General features: G+C 64.4%; 4 protein-coding genes. 1 reads left to right on the top strand and 3 read right to left on the bottom strand.

The genetic code is table 11. From position 1 onward, the window contains the following. The coding region (locus ACFC25_RS22590) for a hypothetical protein (protein ID WP_376049324.1) at window positions 1-312 on the top strand (312 nt) is incomplete at its 5' end. Between the two features lie 112 nt (window positions 313-424). Here ACFC25_RS22590 and ACFC25_RS22585 read toward each other — a convergent pair. From ACFC25_RS22585 to ACFC25_RS22575, 3 genes are all read right to left on the bottom strand, one after another. After that, complete coding sequence (locus tag ACFC25_RS22585) at window positions 425-3,478, bottom strand: glycoside hydrolase family 2 TIM barrel-domain containing protein (RefSeq protein ID WP_376049321.1); 3,054 nt, start codon at window positions 3,476-3,478, stop codon at window positions 425-427. 113 nt (window positions 3,479-3,591) lie between these two features. Continuing rightward, window positions 3,592-4,599, bottom strand: a complete 1,008-nt coding sequence (locus ACFC25_RS22580; RefSeq protein WP_337352779.1) for a LacI family DNA-binding transcriptional regulator — start codon at window positions 4,597-4,599, stop codon at window positions 3,592-3,594. A gap of 48 nt (window positions 4,600-4,647) precedes the next feature. Beyond that, on the bottom strand, window positions 4,648-5,499 hold the full coding sequence (locus ACFC25_RS22575) for a class I SAM-dependent methyltransferase (protein WP_376049318.1): 852 nt from the start codon (window positions 5,497-5,499) through the stop codon (window positions 4,648-4,650). Window positions 5,500-5,714 lie beyond the last annotated feature (215 nt).

Genomic DNA, 5,714 nt, shown 5'->3' with positions numbered 1-5,714 from the left:
GAGTTCTCAAACAACAGACACACCCGGCACCACCACAACCAAACAACAGCCATGGATCGCTCCGGAGCAACTTTTCAAACTTACCCGGTTTCCAGGAGCTTTGCAAATCGGCGTTTCCGCGATTTCCTGCTCCGGCGAACCGGCCCCACCCGCATCCGGCACGCTAAGAAACGTGCCATTTTCAGGCTGTTGAAGAAGGGGGTTTGTCGCTATTTTTCCGCTTCAGCGGCGGCGACTCAGAAAACAATACACGGCCGGAACCCCGACGGCAAATCCACCCAAGAAGGGCTGCCTTCCCCCCGAAATCCCTGAAATTGCAGGGATTTCGGGGGCTACCCGCGTTGCGCGTTCACGCCATGCGCTGGAATCCTTCGATATGGAGTGGATCACATGGGTCCCGCCCCGCAGCGGCAACTGCCCCCGCTCAGGGGCGTACCCGCAGGACCACCGAAAAGTCTGCTTCCCTGGGCAGGAGCCGATGGGCCTCAAGTACCCCTGGTCCACAGGCCGCGGTGCCTACTCCCCGCAGCGCGTGGTCCACATAGACGTAGGTCCGACCGTCCGGCACAAGATCTGTGCGGTGCGTTGCCGCGTCCAATGCGTCAAGGCTGTAGAGACGGACCGTCAGGGCAAAAGGGGCTCCGGAGATTTCCAGCGTGCCCGCGGCGAGCGTTACTGAAGCTGATGTCACGCCTGACCGGGCGCCGGACTCCTGCGGCCGGACATAGTCGACATCGAAGCCCTCCAGTGGCAGCGTGAACCATCCCGCCCTGGTGCCCTGGCCCGTGTCGGGGTAGCTCTGGTGCGGCCCCTGGCCGAACCAGCTGACAGTCCGCGCCTGGGAGCCAAGAACGAGCTCCAGGCCGGTCCTCGCCCATTCGACGGGGAAGCCGGCATTGGTCCAATCCCCGTCCGGACGGACCTGGGTGCGCAGGTTCACCGAGTCTGCGTCTGCGCTCCAGGTGTAGTCCACCAGGACGCCGAACTGTTTGTCCGCCGGGGCCACCCGGGTGTGAACCGTCAGTACCTCGCCGCCATCCGCAGCAGGCTCTGCGGTGATGCCAAGCAGCCGCGAGTGCAGCCTGTTGAGCCCGGCCTGGCTCCATTGTGTGGCCAGCGGCCGACGGTCCGGGCCGGCCCATTCGCTACCCAGGTCATTGTCCGTTGGCGCCCACCAGAGCACTAGGCGAAAGTCCTCCACGGGCACATTGCCAAGGGAGAGCGGCAGCCCGGAGATCCTGTCAAACACCACCGGCCCCAGCCGAAGGGTGGCGGGGGAAACGCCCACCGGTTCAAGCGCTGCCGGTCCCCCGGATACCGCAAAGTTCTGAACCGACTGCCCCCACGCGAGTTCGTGGCCGGCCTCAGCCCAGTCCGTGCCGGAGGCAAGGACCGCACTAATTGTCAGGACAGCCGTCTTCCCTCCGGCCAGTGACGCCAGGCCGGCGGGAAGTTCAGCGAAGACTTCCGCACGAGGCGGCAGCGGCGAAATGTCCACGACGCCCTCGGCAAGCACCGCACCGCCGGCGCCGGCACCGCCGTCGCGCGCGCCGCCGTCGGCCTCCAGCACATACCGGAAGCTGAGCGCCGACGTGTCCGAGAAGTCGTAGCCGTTGCGTACGGTGAAGCCGGACCAGTCCTCGGCCACAGTGATGCGCAGGGGTTCGATAACCTTCTTGAAGTCCAGCAGGCCTGGGCGGGGGTTGCGGTCCGCGTCCACCAAGCCGTCGGTCACAAAGTTTCCGTCGTGAATTTCCTCACCGAAGTCGCCTCCGTAGGCGAAGTGGTCACGGCCGTCCTTGCCAGTAACCGTGATGCCGTGTTCCAGCCATTCCCAGACAAAACCGCCCATCAGCCGGGGATACCGGTCGAAGAGCTCCTGGTATTCGGTCATGCCGCCGGGACCGTTGCCCATGGCGTGTACGTACTCGCACAGCACAAAAGGCATGGCACGGCGGCGGGCATCCAGTTCAGGATCGTCCAGCGGCTCCTCGATCCCCTTGCCGATCAGTTCCGTCTCCGCCTGGCTGGCGTACATCCGCGAATAGACATCCACGTACGCCGACGTCCAGTCACCCTCGTAGTGGATGGGCCGGGAAGGATCCCGGTCCTTTGCCCAGCCGGACATCGCTGCCAGGTTCCTGCCCGTGCCGGCCTCGTTGCCCAAAGACCACATGATCACCGCGGCGTGATTCTTGTCCCGCTCCACGGTCCGCCGGATCCTGTCCAGCAGCGCCGGCTCCCACGCCGGGTCGTCACTGGGGTTCTGCGCCCAGCCTGCGCTCTCAAAACCATGGGTCTCGAGGTCGCACTCGAGCACAACGTAGAAGCCCAACTGGTCCGCCAGCGCCAGGAACTCGGGGTGCGGCGGGTAGTGGGAAGTCCGGATGGCGTTAATGTTGTGCTGCTTCATCAGCCGCAGCTCCGTTTCCACCACATCGCGCGGCACCACACGGCCCAGCTTGGGGTGGTGCTCATGGCGATTGACTCCGCGGAGCAGGACGCGTTGGCCGTTGACCTTGAACTGGGCGTCCTCGATGGAAATAGTCCGGAATCCCAGCTGCAAGGTCACGGTTTCGCCCGGTGCGGTGACAGTGGCTGCGTAAAGCCGCGGAAGCTCCGCGGACCAGGGCGAGATGGCCGGGATCCGGTGTTCGATGCCGGCGGTCAGTTCCAGGTTCAGTTCGGGGACACGTACGACGGCGTCAATCGCCTCGCCGGCCCGGCTCACCTCGACGCGCAGGACGCCTTCGCCACTCACGTGATCGTAGTCAGCGTGCACAAACACGTCATCGATTCCCTGTTCGGGCCGGGCCTGGAGGGTCACATCCCGGAAGATTCCCGGCAGCCACCACATGTCCTGGTCCTCCACGTAACTCGCGGCCGAGAACTGGGCAACCCGGACGGCCAACACGTTGGCGCCTTCTTTCAGAACCCCGGTGACGTCAAACTCGTGCGCCAGCCTGCTCCCGCGGGTTGTTCCCAGTTCCGTGCCGTTGAGCCAAACCGTGGCGGCGGATTCGACGCCATCGAACCGGAGAAGGGCCCTGGGGAAGAACTCCGGGCCGGCCAGGAATTCCACCACGTGATCGCCGATCGGGTTTGCGTCCGGCACGTGCGGCGGCTCCACGGCAAAAGGGAACTGGACATTCGTGTACGCCGGGGCTCCGTGACCATGCATGGGCCAGCTTGACGGCACGGGAAGGCTGGTGAATCCCTCGAGGTCCTTACCGGACTGCCAGCCGCCGCCCGGTGCCTGCCGGATGCCGGGGCTGAGTCGGAACTGCCACTCACCGTTCAGGGACTTCCTGGGAGCGTCACTGCGAAGGTACGCCCGGGCCGGCAGGGTGCCACGGGCCGGTTCAAGGGACGCCAGCGCCGTGGCGTGGTCAGCGCCAACCTCCAGGGCGCGGCCCTTGGACGGCGCGGCGGAACTGGCTGGGATCCCGGCTGGCATGACGGGTGACTGAACTGACATGGGTCTTCCTTGCTGCAGGTTGCTGGGGGGCCGCACCGGGCGCTGTTCGGTTTTCGTGAACGTTCACGAACTACTCAACACTAGCCGCACGCGATCATTTTGGGTAGGGCTTCTTAGGCTGATTCGCGGATGACCAGCTCGTGGCGGAGCATTCTCCGCGCAGCTGCGCTGCCCGGCAGAATGGTGCCGGTCAGCAGCCCGGCGAGGAGTTCGACGGCGGCGCGCCCCACGTCGCGCAGGTCCAGCGAGAGGGTGGTCAACTCAGGGCTCATGAGTACGCCAAGCGGGATCCCGTCCATCCCCATCACGGCGCAATCGCCAGGGACCGAGCGGCCGTGGACGGCCAGGGCTTTCAGTGCCCCAGCTGCCATGAGGTCATTAAAGACAAGGAGCCCGTTGACGGCTGGCTGTTCGGACAGCAGGGCCTCAACGGCGGCCCGCGCGGCTTCGGCGGATTCGCGGGCGTGGGCTACCGTGAGTTCAATGCCAAGGTCCGCGGCCGCACGGGTGACTGCGGCGCCTCGGGCAGACAGGAGCGCTGCAGGACCCGAATCCAGGTAGGCAAGCCGAGTGCGGTCGGCGCCGACAAGATGTTCCAGACCGAGCCTGGCCGCATAGGCGTAATCGAACGAAATGCCGCCGGCCGAGACTCCTTCGGGGTCATCCAGCACCACCACCGGCCGATGGCCCAGCAGTGCCTGCGCCTCTGCCGCGTGCGGACCCAGGTAGCCAATGACAGCATCCACGTGTGGGGACAGCCGCTCCACTGCGTCCAGACTGATGCCGCTTCCGTGACCAAAATCATCCATCACCACGTTCCAGCCACGCAGCGTGGCCATTTCCACAACGCTGGAGGCAAAGGCGGGAAAGTATGGGTTGGTGAGGTCGGGTATGGCCAGGCCTACCGAAGTGCGGGCGCCTTGGACGAGGCCCTTGGCATAGCGGCTGGGTGTGTAGCCCAGCTCACGTGCGAGTTCCTGGACGCGTTGACGTGTCTCCTGCTTGATTCCAGGCATGTCGTTCATCGCCCGGGTCACCGTCTGCCGCGAAACACCCGCCGCGGCAGCGACATCAAGGATCGTGGCACGCTTGACGGGCCGGCCAGCGGAGGGAGCGCTCATAGACCGTAAGTCTAGGGCTAGCCGCCAGGACCCTCTCTCACCGTTGCCCTACACGCCTGGCTTCCGAGCGATGATTGTGAACGTACAGGGCACGAGATCACGTTCGGATTCTGGCCACGCGAAGCCGCCCGGCACCTCAACCATGCGTGGCGAGAACCTCCACGGGATTGTTTTGTCCTCGTCGACCCGAAGGATCTGCAGACCCGCCCCCACAAGGGAGTTAATGATGTCTGACAGGGGATGCGCCCATTGATACGTCCGGGAATGAGCCACCGTGCCATCTCCGGCGTAGGTGGACTCGTCGTCCCATTGCTGTGCTTCGCCGTTACCAAAGTACGGATATCGAAGCTGCAGTCCGTCCGCATGCTCGTCAATGGCGTAGAGAGCTGGATGCCCATCGCGGATGTAAAACGTTCCTCCAGCCCGCAGGAGCCCCGCTACCTGGGCCGCCCAGCGCTGCAGGTCAGGAAGCCAGTTGATGGTTCCGATGCTGGTGTATACAAGGTCGAAGAAACCGTCGACGGCGGCACGGGCCTCAAGTACGTCGCATTCCACCCAGACGGCACGGATGCCCAGACGCTCCGCTAAGTTGGCAGCAGATGCCAAGGCGGCCGGGGAAAAGTCCACGCCAGTGACCCGAGCACCAGCCCTGGCCAAAGAAAGCGTATCGGTGCCGATATGGCACTGAAGATGACAGACATCCAGCCCGGCGACCGTGCCGTCCGGGAGGAACGGCACGAGTGCGGTCAGGTCCGTCCGAATAACTCCGGTTAGATGGTTCGGATCGTCCAAGTCGCTGAGCCCGTAGGCCTTTTCGTGCAGCGGCACCCGGTCTTCCCAGTTCTCACGGTTGCGCGCGCGTGCAGAATCCCAGTCAATCGCACTCCGGCTATCACTCATCCGGCGAGTCTATGCAGTCGACAATCGAAACTGCGATTATTTCTGTTTATCCTTCGGCCTGGCCAAGGTTGGGCAATAGGCCGGCAAGCCGGTACTAGCAACCACGAAGTGTGGTTTAAGTGGGAGAACCCCCCAACACGTGTGTGTTGGGGGGTTCTCGACCTTAATGGTTGTCCGGCGGTGACCTACTCTCCCACACCCTCCCGGGTGCAGTA

The sequence above is a fragment of the Pseudarthrobacter sp. NPDC055928 genome, from assembly GCF_042270935.1.
Taxonomy (GTDB): domain Bacteria; phylum Actinomycetota; class Actinomycetes; order Actinomycetales; family Micrococcaceae; genus Arthrobacter.
The sequence above is the reverse complement of the archived record's forward strand: the minus strand, read 5'-3'. Positions and strand labels throughout refer to the sequence as shown.